This is a genomic window from Sporolactobacillus terrae DSM 11697 (assembly GCF_000648615.1).
In the GTDB taxonomy this organism is placed as follows: Bacteria; Bacillota; Bacilli; order Bacillales; family Sporolactobacillaceae; genus Sporolactobacillus; species Sporolactobacillus terrae.
Genome location: NZ_JFZC01000001.1, coordinates 1 through 660, shown reverse-complemented (window position 1 = coordinate 660; position 660 = coordinate 1). Strand labels below are relative to the sequence as shown.

The window sequence follows — 660 nt, the reverse complement described above, 5'->3', positions numbered from 1 at the left end:
TTTCGCTCGCCACTACTCAGGAAATCGCATTTGCTTTCTCTTCCTCCGGGTACTGAGATGTTTCAGTTCCCCGGGTCTGCCTTACTCTACCTATGGATTCAGCAGAGCATGCCATCCGTTCAGGATGGCGGGTTCCCCCATTCGGAAATCTCCGGATCAAAGCTTACTTACAGCTCCCCGAAGCGTATCGGCGTTCGTTCCGTCCTTCATCGGCTCCCAGTGCCAAGGCATCCACCGTGCGCTCTTTATAACTTAACCACTAGATCAATTGAATGATCATTTTGGATGTTTCTTGACTTTGCTTGTTTTCGTTATCCAGTTTTCAAGGTTCATAATGCCGTAATTGACATAATAATGGTGGAGCCTAGCGGGATCGAACCGCTGACCTCCTGCGTGCAAAGCAGGCGCTCTCCCAGCTGAGCTAAGGCCCCATAAAGTAATGGTGGGCCTAAGTGGACTCGAACCACCGACCTCACGCTTATCAGGCGTGCGCTCTAACCAGCTGAGCTATAGGCCCCCACCAAAAATACTGAAAGAATGTATCCTTCAAAACCAAACAAAAGCTCAAGCGTTTCGCTATTGATCGTTTCCTTAGAAAGGAGGTGATCCAGCCGCACCTTCCGATACGGCTACCTTGTTACGACTTCACCCCAATCATTT

At 49.5% G+C, this 660-nt stretch carries 2 tRNA genes and 2 rRNA genes; all 4 read right to left on the bottom strand.

The annotated features are described in order from the left end of the window. A 23S ribosomal RNA gene (locus AA84_RS0100020) occupies positions 1-258 on the bottom strand; the annotation flags it as partial. 97 nt (positions 259-355) lie between these two features. Then, positions 356-431, bottom strand: a tRNA-Ala gene (locus AA84_RS0100015). A gap of 9 nt (positions 432-440) precedes the next feature. Continuing rightward, positions 441-517 (bottom strand) — tRNA-Ile (locus AA84_RS0100010). 78 nt (positions 518-595) lie between these two features. After that, positions 596-660, bottom strand: a 16S ribosomal RNA gene (locus tag AA84_RS0100005); the annotation flags it as partial.